The 14845-nt window shown below is 71.2% G+C and carries 17 protein-coding genes; 7 read left to right on the top strand and 10 right to left on the bottom strand.

Translation table 11 applies throughout. The features are described 5' to 3' along the window. Window positions 1-21: 21 nt before the first annotated feature. On the bottom strand, window positions 22-885 hold the full coding sequence (locus ACFSKW_RS22405; protein ID WP_379574272.1) for an ROK family protein: 864 nt from the start codon (window positions 883-885) through the stop codon (window positions 22-24). Window positions 886-919: 34 nt separating this feature from the next. On the opposite strand from ACFSKW_RS22405, the gene ACFSKW_RS22400 reads away from it, so the two are divergent. The 7 genes from ACFSKW_RS22400 (at window position 920) to ACFSKW_RS22370 (ending at window position 6297) form a co-directional block, all read left to right on the top strand. After that, window positions 920-1678 carry a hypothetical protein gene (locus tag ACFSKW_RS22400; RefSeq protein WP_379574270.1) on the top strand — a complete coding sequence of 253 codons (759 nt, stop codon included), beginning with the start codon at window positions 920-922 and terminating at the stop codon, window positions 1676-1678. Then, window positions 1656-2480 carry a GNAT family N-acetyltransferase gene (locus tag ACFSKW_RS22395; RefSeq protein WP_379574269.1) on the top strand — a complete coding sequence of 275 codons (825 nt, stop codon included), beginning with the start codon at window positions 1656-1658 and terminating at the stop codon, window positions 2478-2480. The genes ACFSKW_RS22400 and ACFSKW_RS22395 overlap by 23 nt, the downstream gene beginning before the upstream one ends. Window positions 2481-2511: 31 nt before the next feature. Next, on the top strand, window positions 2512-3522 hold the full coding sequence (locus tag ACFSKW_RS22390) for a phosphotransferase family protein (RefSeq protein ID WP_379574268.1): 1011 nt from the start codon (window positions 2512-2514) through the stop codon (window positions 3520-3522). Then, entirely contained in the window at window positions 3507-4778 is a 1272-nt protein-coding gene (locus tag ACFSKW_RS22385; protein WP_379574267.1) for an acyl-CoA dehydrogenase family protein, read from the top strand. The genes ACFSKW_RS22390 and ACFSKW_RS22385 overlap by 16 nt, the downstream gene beginning before the upstream one ends. 59 nt (window positions 4779-4837) lie before the next feature. After that, window positions 4838-5041, top strand: coding sequence for a hypothetical protein (locus tag ACFSKW_RS22380; protein WP_379574266.1), 204 nt, complete (start codon window positions 4838-4840; stop codon window positions 5039-5041). A gap of 67 nt (window positions 5042-5108) precedes the next feature. After that, on the top strand, window positions 5109-5960 hold the full coding sequence (locus ACFSKW_RS22375) for a helix-turn-helix domain-containing protein (RefSeq protein ID WP_379574265.1): 852 nt from the start codon (window positions 5109-5111) through the stop codon (window positions 5958-5960). Window positions 5961-6033: 73 nt separating this feature from the next. Next, window positions 6034-6297 (top strand): hypothetical protein, encoded by a 264-nt coding sequence (locus ACFSKW_RS22370; protein WP_379574264.1) that lies wholly within the window; start codon window positions 6034-6036, stop codon window positions 6295-6297. 59 nt (window positions 6298-6356) lie between these two features. Here the strand turns inward: ACFSKW_RS22370 and ACFSKW_RS22365 are convergent, their stop codons facing one another. The 9 genes from ACFSKW_RS22365 to ACFSKW_RS22325 form a co-directional block, all read right to left on the bottom strand. Further along, window positions 6357-6671 (bottom strand): DUF6355 family natural product biosynthesis protein, encoded by a 315-nt coding sequence (locus ACFSKW_RS22365; protein ID WP_379574263.1) that lies wholly within the window; start codon window positions 6669-6671, stop codon window positions 6357-6359. A gap of 185 nt (window positions 6672-6856) precedes the next feature. Then, entirely contained in the window at window positions 6857-7717 is an 861-nt protein-coding gene (locus ACFSKW_RS22360) for an FtsX-like permease family protein (protein ID WP_379574262.1), read from the bottom strand. Further along, complete coding sequence (locus ACFSKW_RS22355; protein WP_379574261.1) at window positions 7663-8043, bottom strand: hypothetical protein; 381 nt, start codon at window positions 8041-8043, stop codon at window positions 7663-7665. The genes ACFSKW_RS22360 and ACFSKW_RS22355 overlap by 55 nt, the downstream gene beginning before the upstream one ends. 5 nt (window positions 8044-8048) lie before the next feature. After that, window positions 8049-8189, bottom strand: coding sequence for a hypothetical protein (locus tag ACFSKW_RS22350; protein ID WP_379574260.1), 141 nt, complete (start codon window positions 8187-8189; stop codon window positions 8049-8051). Between the two features lie 483 nt (window positions 8190-8672). Continuing rightward, window positions 8673-9314 carry a TetR/AcrR family transcriptional regulator gene (locus tag ACFSKW_RS22345; RefSeq protein WP_379574259.1) on the bottom strand — a complete coding sequence of 214 codons (642 nt, stop codon included), beginning with the start codon at window positions 9312-9314 and terminating at the stop codon, window positions 8673-8675. Window positions 9315-9375: 61 nt separating this feature from the next. After that, window positions 9376-11553, bottom strand: coding sequence for a glycosyltransferase family 39 protein (locus tag ACFSKW_RS22340; protein WP_379574258.1), 2178 nt, complete (start codon window positions 11551-11553; stop codon window positions 9376-9378). Continuing rightward, the gene (locus tag ACFSKW_RS22335) at window positions 11550-12722 is read right to left on the bottom strand and encodes a bifunctional glycosyltransferase family 2/GtrA family protein (protein ID WP_379574257.1); all 1173 of its coding nucleotides are present in this window, start codon (window positions 12720-12722) and stop codon (window positions 11550-11552) included. The genes ACFSKW_RS22340 and ACFSKW_RS22335 overlap by 4 nt, the downstream gene beginning before the upstream one ends. Window positions 12723-12767: 45 nt before the next feature. Beyond that, window positions 12768-14141 carry a sensor histidine kinase gene (locus ACFSKW_RS22330; protein WP_379574256.1) on the bottom strand — a complete coding sequence of 458 codons (1374 nt, stop codon included), beginning with the start codon at window positions 14139-14141 and terminating at the stop codon, window positions 12768-12770. Beyond that, complete coding sequence (locus tag ACFSKW_RS22325) at window positions 14138-14833, bottom strand: response regulator transcription factor (RefSeq protein ID WP_379574255.1); 696 nt, start codon at window positions 14831-14833, stop codon at window positions 14138-14140. Before ACFSKW_RS22325 ends, ACFSKW_RS22330 begins: the two co-directional genes overlap by 4 nt. Between the last annotated feature and the right edge of the window lie 12 nt (window positions 14834-14845).

Here is a 14845-nt window from a genome sequence, read left to right as displayed (position 1 = left end):
GCTGCGAACGCGCTCCGGGACTCAGGCGGTGGCGCGGGTGGCGAGGAGGGCGGCGCCGAGGAGTCCCGCCTGCGTGCCGAGTGCCGACACCTCCACCCCGGGCGGGCGCCTGAACGCCAGGCGCGCGGCCAGCCGCGCGCGCAGCGGTCCCACCAGCGCCTCCCCCGCCTGCGCGAGCCCGCCGCCGATGACGACCAGCGCGGGATCCAGCAGCAGCGTGTAGGTGGCCAAGGCGAGGGCGAGCGCGTCCACGGCCTCGTCCCACACCTGGCGGGCCTCCTGGTCGGTGCGCGAGACCACGGCGGCGGCCGAGGTCTCGCCGCAGCGGGCCGCGATGGCCGACGCCGAGGCGTAGGCGGCCAGACAGCCGCGCTGTCCGCATCCGCACGGCAGGCCGTCCGGATGGACCGGGATGTGGCCGATCTGCCCGGCCCAGCCGGCGGCGCCGCCGTAGAGGGCGCCGTCGAGCGCCATCGCGCCCGCGATGCCGGTCCCGATGGGCAGGAACAGCACGTTCGGCTCGGCGCGGGCCGCGCCGTACGCGAGCTCGGCCGCGCCCGCCGAGCGCACGTCGTGGCCCAGCACGACAGGCAGCGGCACGTCGGCGAAGGCCTCGGCGGGCACGTCACGCCAGCCGAACGCGGCGGAGAACACCGCGTGGGTGGGCGTGACCAGGCCGGGGACGGCCAGCCCCACCGCCGTGGGCCGCAGTTCCCCGCGCGGCGCCGCCAGGTCGGCGACGAAGGCGGAGATCGCGGCGATCACCGCGCCGGGCCCTTCGGCACGCGGGGTGGGGCGGCGTTCGGCGTGGAGGACGGAACCGTCGCGGACGAGTCCGCCCTTCATCGTCGTCCCGCCGACATCAATTCCGACAACACATTCCATTCGCCCATCGTTACGCATTTGCTATAAAAGCCATGTGCGCTTCTGGATCGTGGCGGCATCGGGCATCGCGACCGTGGTGGTGTGCTGCGCCGTACGAGCCGGGTTCGGCGTCTTCTCCGACGAGGTGGGGGCGGAGGCCGCGCGGGCCGCGGTGATGCTGCTCGCGGGGGCGTGGACCGGCGCCATGCGCGACACCAGGACCATCGGGATGATCTTCATGTTCGGCGGCCTGCTGGGCGTCGTCGGCATGCTGAGCCAGTTGCCGGGGCTGCACATCGACTCGGGCTCGGATGTCGGCCTCGAGGACTGGCTGCACCACTGGATCTGGGTGCCGCAGGTGATGGCGCCCCTGCTGCTGGTCACCGCGCTCTTCCCGGACGGGCGTCCCGCGTGGCCGTGGCTGATCTGGCTCTCGGTGCTGACCATCGGGTGCCTGGCCGTCGCCGTGGCCACGTTCGACTGGCCGCGCGGCGACGGCGGCACGGGAGGCAACCCCGTCGCCCTTCCCGCGCCGATCGAGGACGCCGCCGGGTTCGGCGCGTTGTTCCTGATCCCCGCGTCGGCGCTGCTCGTGCTGGTCTCGCTGCTCAGGCGGTGGAGCGACAGCCGTCGCTCGGCCCTGTACCCGGCGGGTGTGCTCGTGGTCGCCGTCCCGTTCCTGCTGCTCGACCTGGCGACGTGGTTTCCCGCCTTCCACGCCGCCGCCATCGCCGTGGGCGGCTCGCCGGCCGGTTTGTCGCGGTTGGCCGGTGTCCGCCAGGATGGCCCGCATGCAGATCCGCCGACTGGATGAATCCGACCTGGACGCCTGCGCCGCGCTGGCCGTGAGCCGCGACTGGGGTCCCGAGAGGCACAAGTGGCGCTTCCTGCTGGAGGTCGGGGAGGCCTACGGCATCGACGCCCCCGACGGCGAAGGGCTGGCCGCCACCACCGTCGTCACCCTGTACGGCGACGACCACGCCGTGATCAGCATGGTCCTCACCGCCTCCAGGTACGCCAGGCAGGGCATGGCCCGCAGGCTCATGGACCACGTCCTGGCACGGGCGTCCGGCAGGACGGTGTCGCTGCACGCGACCGAGAACGGCCGCCCCCTCTACGAGCGGGTCGGTTTCCGCACGATCTCCGGCGTCGTCACCCACAAGGGGCACTTCACGGGGCAGGCGCCCGGCGTCACCCGCGAGGTCAAGGACCCCGACGACGTCGAGGCCATCGTGGCATACGACGCCGGGCCGTTCGGCGCCGACCGATCGGCGGTGCTGCGCAGGATGCCTGCCTTCCACGAACGCGTCAGGGTGGCCGAGTCAGGGGGGCGCGTGACCGGCTTCGGCGGCGTGTGGCGCAACGACGACACGCTCGTCGTCGGCCCCGTCGTCGCCGACGACCCTGCCACCGCACGCGACCTCATCGCCGACCTGGTCGCGGGCGTCGAGCTGCCGGTGCGTCTCGATCTCGACGAGCGCCACCCCGAGTTGGTGGCGTGGGCCGCCGAGCATGGCGTGAGCCACTACTTCGGCACCAGCGCGATGGTCCATGGCGACGGCATGCCCGGCGACTTCAGGCGGCTCTTCACGCCGACGATGCAGGCCCTGGGTTGACCCAGCAACCAGAACATGGTTCGGTTCTGGGGTGGCAACGAGCTCCTCGCACATCGACCTCAGCCTGATCGACTTCGACGTGCTCGGCGCGTGGATGGACGCCCATGACCTGCCCCGCGGCCGCTTCGAGCAGGTCCAACCGGTTCCCGGCGGCACGCAGAACGTCATGGTCCGCTTCGAGAGGGGCGGCGTGCCGTACGTGCTGCGCAGGCCGCCGCTGCACGTACGGGCGAAGAGCAACGAGGTGCTGCGCCGTGAGGCGCGGGTGCTGGCCGCGCTCGACGGGACGGACGTCCCGGCGCCCAGGCTGGTGGCCGCGCAGACGGAGCAGGAACCGGTCTTCTACCTGATGGAGCCGGTCGACGGGTTCAACCCCACCCTCGGGCTGCCCGAGCCGCACGCCTCCGACCCGGCGATCAGGCAGCGGATGGGACTGGAGGCGGCCGTCGCGCTCGCCGCGCTCGGCAGGGTCTCCCCCGCCGTGCTGCCCGGTTTCGGCAGGCCCGAGGGGTTCCTCGAGCGGCAGGTGCCGCGCTGGATGGGCGAGCTGGAGTCCTACGGCAGGCTGGACGGCTACCCAGGCCCCGAGATCCCGCGGCTGCGCGAGACCGCCGCGTGGCTGGAGCGCCACACCCCGGCCGCGTTCACGCCGGGGATCATGCACGGCGACTACCACCTGGCCAACCTGATGTTCTCGCGCGAGGGACCCTGGGTGGCGGCGATCGTCGACTGGGAGATGTGCACGATCGGCGACCCGCTGCTCGACCTCGGCTGGCTGGTGGCCACGCTGCCGTCCGCCCGGGAGCAACTGCCCGAGCTGCCCGCGCCGGAGGAACTGATCGCCTGCTACGCCGAGCTGTCCGAGCGGGACCTGTCGGCGGTCGACTGGTACGTCGTCATGGCCTGTTTCAAGCTCGGCATCGTGCTGGAGGGCACCCACGCGCGGGCCTGCGCGGGCAAGGCGCCCAAGGACATCGGTGACCTTCTTCATCAGACCACCCTGGACCTGTTCGCGAGGGCGCAAACATGGATTTCTCGGTAGAGCCTGAGTTCCAGGCCAAGCTGGACTGGATGGACGTCTTCATCAGAGAGGAGGTCGAGCCGCTCGATCTCGCCTTTCCCGGGCAGGCCTACCAGAAGCTCGACGAACGGCTGAGAAAGATCGTCGACCCGCTGAAGCGGCAGGTGCGCGAGCAGGGCCTGTGGGCCTGCCACCTGGGGCCCGAGCTGGGCGGCCAGGGCTACGGCCAACTCAGGCTGGCGCTGATGAACGAGCTCATCGGCCGCTCCACCTGGGCTCCGGTGATCTTCGGCTGCCAGGCTCCCGACACCGGCAACGCCGAGATCATCGCCATGTACGGCACCGCCGAGCAGAAGGAGCGCTACCTGAAGCCGCTCCTGGAGGGCGAGGTGTTCTCCGCGTACTCGATGACCGAGCCGCAGGGCGGCTCCGACCCCCGGCTGTTCACGATGCGGGCCGTACGCGGGGAAGGAGGGTGGATCCTGGACGGGGAGAAGTACTTCACCTCCAACGCGGCCAACGCCGACTTCCTCATCGTCATGGCGGTCACCGACCCCGACGCGCACCCGTACAAGCGGATGTCGATGTTCCTCGTCCCCGCCGGCACCCCCGGCGTGGAGATCCTGCGCAACATCGGCACCATGGGCGAGCGCTCGGGACACCACGCCCACATCCGCTACGACCGGGTCGTGGTCGGCGAGGACGCGCTGCTCGGCGAGGAGGGCGGCGCGTTCGCCGTGGCCCAGGCGAGGCTCGGCGGCGGCAGGGTCCACCACGCCATGCGCACGGTCGCGGCCGTGAAGCGCGCCTTCGACATGATGTGCGAGCGGGCGCTGTCGCGGCGGACCGTGGACGGGGTGCTGGCCGACAAGCAGCTCACCCAGGCCGCGATCGCCGACTCCTACCTGCAGATCCAGCAGTTCAGGCTGCTGGTGCTGCACACGGCGTGGCTGATCGACCAGTCCTCGACGCGCGAGGCCCGCACGCAGATCGCGGCCTGCAAGGTGGCGGCGGCCAGGGTTTTCCACGACGTCGTCTACCGGGCCATGCACCTGCACGGAGCGCTCGGCGTCTCGACGGACACGCCGCTGGCGCGGCTGTGGCAGGCGGCGCCGCTGATGGGGATCATGGACGGTCCCACGGAGGTGCACCAGGCGTCGATCGCCCGGCGGGTGTTGCGCTCCTACACCCCCTCGCCCTCGGCGTTGTGGCCGAGCGAGTACCTGCCGGACAAGAGAGCCGCAGCCAAGACCAAATACGGCGATTTTTCGGCATAAACAGACATCCGACCCCTACAATTGCGCGCAATTGTCATGCAGTTCGGGGAAGGATCACCATGCGCATGCGGTTCCTCGGCTCCACGTCAGAGGGGGGCGCGTGCCCGACCCTCTACGAGACCGACCGCGGCACCATCGTCGTCCAGGGCCTCCAGGTCACCGATCCCGAGGCGCTCGCCGACCTCAGGGACGTCCTCGAGGGAGAGGGGGCGGTGGAGGTGCCACGCGAACTGCTGGTCGACATCGCCCGCCGAGTGTTGTGACTGCTTGATCACGATTGCGAAACTGCCCCTGGTTCGACAACCGAACCCGGGGCTACTCTCTGTCGGCGTGACGACGTTCCAGCAGGCGCGCATCGACCTCGGGCTTCGATTGCGGCAATTACGCGAGGCGGCCAAGCTGTCGGGCAAGGATTTGGCCGCCCGCCTCCAGTGGCAGGCCTCCAAGGTCTCGCGCCTGGAGAACGCCCGCCAGACGGCGACCGAGGAGGACGTCCTCGCATGGGCGGAGGGCGTCGGCGCGCCCGCCGACGCCGTCGACCAGTTGCTCGCGCTGGCCGTCGCCCTCGGCGTACGCCAGGCCGACTGGGGTCAGCAGGATCGCGGCGGGATGGCCTCCATCCAGGAGGACATCCGGGAGATGGAGTCGAAGGCCAAGGCCATGCGGGTCTTCGAGGGCGGTATCGTCCTCGGGCTGCTGCAGACCGCTGAGTACGCCCGCAACGTGCTGCTTCGCCTCAAGCACGCCTTCCAGACCACCGAGGCGGTCGACTCCTCGGTCCGCGTGCGCATGCAGCGGCAGGAGATCCTCTACGACCCTTCGCGCACGTTCCGCTTCGTCATGACCGAAGGGGCGCTGCGCACCAAGATGGGGCCCGACCACGTCATGCGCGGCCAGTACGACCGGCTGCTCGCGGTCAGCACGCTGCCCAACGTGCGGCTCGGCATCATCCCCTTCGAGCACGACATGCCGTCGGCGCCGATCACCGGCTTCTGGATGTTCGACGAGGAAATCGTCCTGGTGCCGACGCGCACCAAGGAGGTGCGGCTCACCGAGCTGCACGAAATCGGCTTCTACAGCCGGCTGTTCGAGGACTACTGCAAGGTCGCGGAGTTCGACGAGGCCGGTCGAGCGGTCATCATGCGCGTCCTTAACGGATACGGCAAACAATCGCCACATTAATGGGCACAATTGCTTGCATTCCGCAGCAAGATCGTGCAACCCTAGCGCACAGTTGATGCGGAGGTGATGCACGATGCTGGACACCATGCTGTGCCTCGAGGCATTCGCCAGGGCGGCGGGGACCCACGCCGACCTGCGGGTTCAGAACCTCGCACTGGCCAGCGAGCCGGCATTCGTCTCCGTGGTCAACCGCTTCTCGCTCACCCTGACCGAGACCGTGACCTGCTCGCCCGAAGGGGCCTACGTCACCTCGTGGGGTTACCGGCTCGGCACGATCGACGACGTCGACAGCGCCGCCGCCCGCCTGGCCTACCTCCTGGCCGCCCTTCCCGCCTGACGCCCCCGCGGGCGGGCGGGACCTCGCCTCCCGCTCCGCCGTTGGGGACGTGAACCTCGTCAGCTCACGCCGCGCGTGTCCCCCGGGTGGGAGCAGAGTTGTCCGATGTACCAGGCGTTGACCGCGTCCTTGTCGAGTTTCGTCCTGCCCGGGCCCACGCAGCGCTCGTAGTCGCCGCGGATGAAGCGATCGACCCGGATCCACACGTTGGTGTCGGTCGCGCAGTGCTCGTAGGCGGGGTCGTCGGTGAACGTCGGCGGGATGTATCCGCACGCGGCCACGCTCGCCGTACCGGCGGCGGCCGGCCCGCCGGAGAGGGGAGAGGCGACGAACGCGACGGCTGCCGCGACGGTCATGAGGGTCCTGAACGGCATGTACTGCCTTCCTGCTCGAGTGCACGTGATTACATACCGTAACGTGACCACTACATGATGTAAAGAATCATCGCATGGCGCCCGGAACCCGGGTGCGCGACATCGGTGGCCGGAGCTCCGTCCGGCGTGCGGCCGGACGACCCCGGACACGGGCCAGGACGGCTGACGCGTACTGGGCTGGCCGGTCAGGCCGTTTCGGCGCTGAGGGTCTGTGCCACGGGCCGGCGGGCCGCCAGGCGTGCGGGGAGAGCGGTGAGTACCGCCGTCGCCAGGAGGGTCGCGCATGCGGCGCCGAGCAGCCAGGAGGAAGGGGGTTCCGCCGAATTCCCGGCGGCGAAGAACGAGAGCAGGCCGATGCCCAGAGGGACGCCGATGACGGCGCCGGGGAGACTGAACAAAAGCTGGGCGGTGGACAGTCCCCTGGCGATCTGTCCGGGGGTGGCACCGAGGGTACGTGCGATGGCCATGTTCGCCCGGGCTTCCATGGCAGTGGTCCAGGTGAACGTGATGGTGTTCACGACGGCGAGTGCGATCAGCAGGATGGTGACGGCGAGCATCATCCGGCGGTCGTGCTCGCCCCGCAGGTTGGGCAGGGCGACGGAGCCGTCCAGGCCGTAGCCCCTCTCCGGCTGGGCGTAGAGGGTCAGCAGGGCGACGATCGCGATCACTGTGGCGGCGGTGGAGCACGCCTGCAGCACGGCGCGGCCCGGCCGGCGGGCGGTCAGTCGCAGCCCGAGCAGCAGCGGCGTGGGCAGCAGCGCGGACAGCGCGGTGAGCCAGGGGCGGTGACGGGGCTGGCGCGCGGTGGCGGCCAGCGCCGTGACGGTCGCCGTACGCATGGCCCGCAGCGTGGTGGCCGCGGTCACGGCGATCCCGACGACGGGATACGACCGGCCGGCGATGGTGACGTGGTCGCCGACGCTGACGCCCAGCGCGGAGGCGAAGCCGCGTTCGAGGACCGTGCCGCCGGAGCGTACCCACTGACCCGAGGTCACCAGCGGCCGGTTGACCGCGCCTGGCTTGTCGGCGAAGCCGTGCACCACCACGGGGACGAGGTGGAATCGCGCGTGGTGAGGTCGGCGTAGACGATGCGATAGGGGCCATGGCGGGCGATGACTTCGGGCTCGTTCGCCAGCGAAACCAGGGCCGAGGTCACGGCTGGGCCCGTGTCGCCGGAGAGTGCCACCACGTCCGGCCCGGCGGTGGCCGCGCGGGTCTGCTCGTACAGCGCCTCGCTCACGCCGCGCAGGGACAGGCCCAGGGCCATCGTGGCGGTGGCCACGGTCACCGCGAGCAGGAGCATCACGGCCTGGACCTTGTGCCGGCGCACGTCAGCCAGCACCAGACGCATGACGAGCACGATGGAGCCCATGACGTTCAGCCCTCCAGCCCGATCAGCCCGCCGAGCCCGCGCGTGTAGGAGCCGGCCATCCGGGTGTCGTCGACGAACATCCCGTCGCGCATGGAGATCAGCCGGTCCGCGGTGGCCGCGACCCGTTCGTCGTACGTGACGATCACGAGGGTCTCCCCACGCTACCCGGTCCACCGAGGACGTCCGGCGGCCTTTCGACAGATCACCGCCGATCACGCCACATCCGCCCGACCATCGGCGAGTACGACGGCAACCCCTCTCAGGCGTGGTGGCTGGATCCGGGGATGATCAGGCCGGTCTCGTAAGCGAAGACAACGGTTTGGGCCCGGCTGGACAGCTGGAGTTCGGTCATGAGGCGGCCCAGGTGTGAGGTGACGGTTGCCTGGGCGCTGAGCCGTGTCGGTGGAACGCCACCGCCCGCCTCGTTGAAGCAGCTCCTGCACGGCCCGTTCAACGGTACCGAAAAGGCCGCGGACCGAGCGGGCGTGGCGATCTTGTGCACTGACCGGGCCGCACCCCGTGATCCGGAAACCTATGACCGTGACATCCAGCGCCACCACAGTGCCGAACCGCTGTTGGACGCGGTCGCCGAGGACGCGGTCACAGCCGGCGGCGTCACGGCTGGGGCGTCAGGGCTTGGGGGCGAAGGCGTCGGGGGAGATGCCGACCTCGCGGGCCGCGGCCATGTGCGCGTGTTCGAGCAGCCTGGGACGGGAGAGCACGTTCGGGTGGAGCGTGTAGCGGATGATGAGCCCGTCCAGCATCGCGTCGATGCGTTCGGCCGCCCCCGCGGGATCCTCGCAGGTGAACTCGCCGGAGTCGGCGCCCTCGGAGATCACCTGCTCCAGGGCGCGCATCCAGGTCGTCTCCAGCTCCAGCACGATTGTGCGGACCGCGGGTTCCCTGAGCGCGGCGTTCCACGCGTCGATCCACAGCAGCCAGCTCTGGTCGGAGCGCGACTGCGGGATGTAGAAGCGCAGCACCCTGTCGAGGCGCTCGACGGCGTCGCCCTCGCCGGAGACGAGCTGGTCGAGCCGCGCGCTCTCGATGTCGAGCGTGGCCCGCAGCATGGCGGTGATCAGCTCGTCCTTGGTGGCGAAATGGTAGTGGATGAGCCCGCCGCTGACGTTGACCGCCTTGGCGATGTCGGCGACCCTCGTGTTGGCCAGCCCCCGTTCGAGCACGACCTTGCGGGTGGCCTCCAGCAGCTCGGCCCTGCGCTGGTCAGCCTGGTCCGCCCTGCTGCCTCGGGCACTGTCCGCACGTCGCACCGGCCAAGAGTAGCCGATGGCGGAACGGCCGGCGCCCGAGGCCGCCCTGGGTCATGAGGGGTCACGGGCTGCAGCGGTACAGACCCTCCTGTCCCTCCACGGGCGGGCAGTTCTCCTCCACCCACGCGGTGACCTCTGCGCTGCCGCCGTCCCGCCCGCCGCCACCGCCGGCCAGGACGTATGTCAGCTGCCCTGAGGAGACGAGCTCCCGCAGCCGATCGGCGGTCATCGCGGGGTCGGCGCCGGTGAAGCCGCCCATCGCGATCACGGGCTCGCCGGTCTCCAGGATGAGCGACGAGGCCTGCCCCGCGCTGCCGACCGCGACGAGCCAGGTGGCGCCGTTCCGGTGCTCCTTCAGATAGGCGGTCAGCTCGTCGCTGATCTCCCACCCAGGACCACCACCCCGCATCCGCCCCGCATCCTGCCCACCCTGCCCGCTCTCGCCCCACCGCCCGTCCTGCCCGCTCCACCCCGGCTGGCCGTCCTGCGCGGCCTCGCCCGACTGGCCGCTCCACCCCGACTGGCCGAGCTGTGCGGCCTCGCCCGACTGGCCGGTCTGGTCCGACTGGGCGGACTGGCCTGTGGGAGGCGGGCCGTCCTGGCCCTGCTGTCCCGCAGGCGGGCGGCCCATCGCGCCGGACCCGCCAGGGCCGCCGCCGAAACGATCAGCTCCGCCCGAAGGTCCCGCCGTCGGGTTGGTCCCGTTGACCGGTGAGCTCAGCGGCGTCACCGCGTACGCCGCGGGCCCCGCCAGTCCCGCGAGCAGCGCCACGGCCACCGCCCACGCCGCCGGCCGCCACGGCCCCCGCCGCCCCGACCCGCCGGCACGCGGCGCACCCGCCCAAGGCCCACTCGCACGCGGCCCACCCGCACACGACCCGCCGGCACGCGGCGCACCCGCCCCGAGCGCGGCGACGATCAGTACGGCGACCGCGAGCGCCGCCGCGGCCGCCACCGCCCACGCCAGCCACGGCACGAACGAGGGCGTACGGCGCAACACCACGAACGCCCACGCGCCGGTCAGCGCCACCGACGCAGGCAGTACCCACGCCCACGCCCACGCCCTCGACTCCCCGTAGGCCCGCCACATCAGCACCCCGCCCATCCCGGTCACCGCGGCCACGGCCGGAGCCATGGCGGTGGCGTAGTACGGATGGAAGGTGCCGCTGGAGAAGCTGAACACCGCGTAGTGGACCAGCAGCCAGCCGCCCCACACCGCCCACGCCGCCCCCTGCCCCCGCAGCGCCCGCCACCGCGCCGCCGCGAACACCAGCGCCACCGCGCAGAGCGGCAGCAGCCACGAGATCTGCCCCGCCATGACGTCGTTGAACAGTCGCCCCGCTCCCGGCTCGCCGCCGAAGGAGGGCCCGCCCCGCCCGCCGCCCTGCCCGAAGATCCGGCCGAGCCCGTTGTAGCCGATGACCAGGTCCCACACCGAGTTGTCCGTCGAGCCGCCCACGTACGGCCGTGACGCGGCGGGCCACAGGTCGACGATCACCATCCACCACGCGCTGGAGGCCACCAGAACGACGCCGGCCGCCGACAGGTGAAGGAGCCGCTTCGCGAACGGAGCCCGGGCGAACACCGCGTAGGCGAGCGCGAAGGCGGGCACGACCAGGTAGGCCTGCAACATCTTGGTGTTGAACGCCAGCCCCACGAACAGCGCGCACAGCAGCAGCGAGCGCGGCCGTCCCCGCCTGACCGCTTCCAGAGCGAACCAGGCGCCCGTCACCAGGAGCAGCACCAGGACGGTGTCGGGGTTGTTGTCGCGGTTGATCGCCACCGTGATCGGCGTCAGCGTCATGACGAGCGCCGCGACCAGCCCCGCGGCGTGGCCCGCGCTGCGCCGTACCGCGGAGGAGACGACGGCGACGGCGGCCACGCCCGCCACGGCCTGGGGCAGCAGCATGCTCCAGGTGCCGAACCCGAACACCCGCGCCGACAGGCCCATCACCCACAGCGCCAGCGGCGGCTTGTCGACGGTGATGAAGGAGCCCGCGTCGAGGGCGCCGAAGAAGAAGGCCTTCCAGCTCTTGGTCCCCGACAGGATCGCGGCGGCGTAGTACTCGTTGGCCATGCCGCTCAGCGCCCACGCGTACAGGACGAAGGCGACGGCGAGCACGCTCCACAGGGCGGGCCGCGACCAGCGCGGATCGTCGACCGGGCCGAGCAGGGCGCGGGCGGGCCATCCACGGCTCGTCTCGGCCCCGGGGGAGGAAGGCTGCGCGGTGACGGTCATCGGGCGTTCCTCCGCTTCGGGTTGAACACCCACACCCGCAGGAGCAGGAAGCGTGCCAGCGTGGCGAGCCCGTTGGCGACGATGACCGTCATCAGCTCCACCCAGTGCGGCGCGCCCTCGGGCACCATGGCCAGCCCGCCTGTGGTCAGCGCGAGCCCCACGAGGAAGGCGATCAGCCCTTCGACCTGGTGGCGCAGCACGCCTGCGCTCCCCTTCACGCCGAAGGTGAAGCGACGGTTGGCGGCGGTGTTGGCCACGGCCGTGGTGAACAGCGCGACCGCGTTGGCGGCGAAGGCGGGCACGACCAGGCGCAGCAGGGAGTAGAGCACCAGGTAGCTGACCGTGCTGACGACGCCGATGACCGCGAAGCTGGGCAGCTGCCGTGCCATGCCCTGGGGCAGCTCGGCCTGCTGCACGCGCGGCGGGACGGTGAGGTTGGCCGCTCCCGACAGCGCCTTGCGGGCCACTCGCGTCATGCCGCGCAGGTCGTCCATGGCCGTCTTCACGATGTCGACCCTGCTGTCCGGATCGTCCACCCAGTCGACGGGCACCTCGTGGATGCGCAGGCCGTGCCGCTCGGCCAGGAGCAGCAGCTCGGTGTCGAAGAACCACTCCTGATCCTCGACAGCGGGCAGCAGCGCCTGGGCGATCTCGGTGCGCGCGGCCTTGAATCCGCACTGCGCGTCGGAGAACCGGGCGCCCATGACCCCGCGCAGCAGCAGGTTGTACACCCTGGAGATGAACTCGCGCTTGGGCCCGCGCACCACGTTGGCCGTCCTGGCCAGCCGGGTGCCGATCGCCAGGTCGCTGTGTCCTGACAGCAGCGGCGCGACCAGCGGCAGGAAGGCGTCCAGATCGGTCGACAGGTCGACGTCCATGTAGCTCACGACGTCGGCGTCGCTACCGGCCCACACGCTGCGCAGCGCCCTGCCGCGGCCCTTCTCGTCGAGGTGGACGGCTCGCACCTCGGGGTAGTGCGCGGCCAGCTCCTGCGCGATCCGCCAGGTGGAGTCCGAGCTGGCGTTGTCGGCGATCGTGATGCGGAAGCCGTAGGGGAAGGAGGTCGTGAGGTGCTCGTGCAGCCGGGCCACGCACACCGGCAGCGCCCGCTGCTCGTTGTGTACCGGGACGACCACCTCGACCAGGCGCGTCCTGAGTGCTGTCTTCATGTGTACAAGGTCGCGACAGCGTCTTGGACGCGACTGAGGTCGCTCTTAGGAGTGAGTGAGAACGGGCGAGCCTGGCAGCGTGATCCGCGCGATCGTGCCGCCGCCGTGGGCGTTGTCCAGCCGGACCTCACCCCCGGTCTCCTGTACGGCCTGCGCCACGATGGCGAGCCCGAGCCCCGATCCGGGCAGGCTGCGGGCCGAGGGCGAGCGCCAGAACCGTTCGAAGACGTGCGGGAGCTCGTCGGCGGGGATGCCGGGGCCGTGGTCGCGGACCGTCAGCTCGCCCTGGCGCAGCTCCACCTCGACCTTGCCGCCGGGGCTGAACTTGGCGGCGTTGTCGAGCAGGTTCATGACGGCGCGTTCGAGAGAGGACGGGTGGCCCTCGACGTACCAGGGCTCGAGGTCGGTGGTGACGTCGGCGCCGCGCAGCCTGGCGCGGGCGACGGCGGCGTTGACGACGTCGTGGAAGGCCAGCTCGACGTGCGGCTCGTGGTCGGACTCGCCGCGCGCCAGCTGCAGCAGGTCGCCGACCAGCGTGGACAGCTCCTCGAACTGCGCCTTGAGGTTGACGAGCAGGCGCTCCTTGGCCTTGGGCTCGATGGCCCTGCCGGTGTGCTCGCTGCGCAGCAGCAGGTCGATGTTGGTGCGCAGGCTGGTGAGCGGGGTGCGCAGCTCGTGTCCCGCGTCGGCGACGAGCTGCTGCTGGCGTTCGCGGGATCCGGCGAGGGCGGCGGTCATGGCGTTGAAGGAGCGGCTGAGTCTGGCGATCTCGTCGGTGCCGTCGACGGGGATGCTGGTGTTGAGATCCTCGGTCTTGGCGATGTGCTCGACGGCTCTGGTGAGGCGGCCGACGGGGCGCAGGGCCGTACGGGAGACGAGCAGGCCGGCGGAGGCCGCCCCGAGCACGCCGATGGCGGCGACGGTGGTCAGCAGGACCGCGAGGGTGCGCAGCGTGCCCAGGATCTCGCCGAGCGGCCGGGTGTCCATGATCGCCATGCCGGGGCGTGGGGACTCGACGAAGACGCGCACCGGCTTGCCCGTGGCCGTGGTGCCGTCGTAGAGGTCCCATCCGCCCTCGGCGGCGATCCGCAGGTCCTTGGGACGGACGGTCAGTCCGGGGCCCATGTAGCAGTCGTGGCGTGACCTGTTCGCGTAGATCACCATGGTCGACTGCGGAGGGCGGCCGCCGTAGTGCGGGGTGGAGTCGGGTGTCGGCCGGCACTCGTGGAGCAGGCGGTCCACGTCCTGCTGCTTGATCCAGGCCGGCTTGGTCCGCTGCTCGTCGAAGGTCCGGTCGATCTGGTCGTACAGCTCATGCTCGACGATCACGTAGCAGCCGACGGCCGAGACGGCGATCGCGGCCGCCACCGCCAGCGTCACCAGCAGTGTCAACCGCGAGCGCAGGCTGCGTCGCCTCACGTGGCGGCCCGCAGCACGTACCCCACTCCTCGAACGGTGTGGATCAGCCGGGGCTCGCCCTCGGCCTCCAGCTTGCGCCGCAGGTACATCACGTAGACGTCCAGCGAGTTCGAGGTCGGCTCGAAGTCGAAGCCCCACACCTCGGTCAGGATCTGCTCCCTCGTCAGCACCTGGCGCGGATGGGCGAGCAGCAGTTCGAGCAGCAGGTACTCGGTCCTGGTCAGGTCGAGGCGGCGCCCGCCTCTGGTGACCTCGCGCGTGGAGCCGTCCATGCGCAGGTCGCCGAAGGCCAGCGCGTGGTCCGTGTTCGGCCCGCCGAGCGAGCTGCGGCGCAGCAGCGCCCGCACTCTCGCCAGCAGCTCGTCCAGTTCGAAGGGCTTGACGAGGTAGTCGTCGGCCCCAGCGTCGAGGCCCGAGACGCGGTCGCCGACCGCGTCCCTGGCGGTGAGCATCAGCACGGGTACGTGGTTGCCGGCCGCGCGCAGCCTGCGGCACGCGGTCAGGCCGTCCAGGCGCGGCATCATGACGTCGAGCAGCACCGCGTCGTAGCCCTCGCGGGCCAGCGCGTCGAGCGCGGCCTGGCCGTCGGAGGCGGTGGCGACCCTGTAGCCCTCGAACTCGAGGCTCGACTGCAGCGCCTCCCGCAGGGCGGGCTCGTCGTCCACCACCAGCAACCGCGCGCCATCACTCATGGTCACCAACGG

This window comes from Nonomuraea mangrovi (genome assembly GCF_042681425.1).
GTDB lineage: Bacteria > Actinomycetota > Actinomycetes > Streptosporangiales > Streptosporangiaceae > Nonomuraea > Nonomuraea mangrovi.
The sequence above is the reverse complement of the archived record's forward strand: the minus strand, read 5'-3'. Positions and strand labels throughout refer to the sequence as shown.